The organism is Gemmiger formicilis (assembly GCF_016901605.1).
Lineage (GTDB): Bacteria > Bacillota > Clostridia > Oscillospirales > Ruminococcaceae > Gemmiger > Gemmiger formicilis_B.
In genome coordinates this window covers 1-309 of sequence record NZ_JACJKP010000573.1, presented here as the reverse complement: position 1 = coordinate 309, position 309 = coordinate 1, and the positions used below count along the sequence as shown (strand labels likewise).

Sequence of the window (309 nt, the reverse complement as noted above, 5' to 3'; positions counted from 1 at the left end):
ATCCTGCTGCCGGATGCCGGTGATGCGATCCTGGATATTGGGGGAACTTTCGCACTGGGGAATGTGACATTGCAAACCGGTCAGGCCAGTGTACAGGGAACTTTGCAGATGCAGGTTTGTTATCAGCCTGCCGATTCGGAAGAACTCACGGTACGGCAAAAAGAGATTCCCGTTCAGCAGACGGTAGAGATTCCCGGCGCCTCGGAGGAAGATTCCTGCGTTGCATGGGGTGAAGTGACTGCTTGCACACTCACAGATTCTGATGGCACCGGGGAAGCCAACCTTGCGGTGGTCTGGAAACTGCATCTG

The 309-nt window shown here is 55.0% G+C and carries 1 protein-coding gene; it reads left to right on the top strand.

What is annotated here, in order from left to right; genetic code table 11:
• Window positions 1–309 (top strand): DUF3794 domain-containing protein (locus tag H6B10_RS15985; RefSeq protein ID WP_204652419.1); only part of this gene is annotated, 309 nt, incomplete at both ends.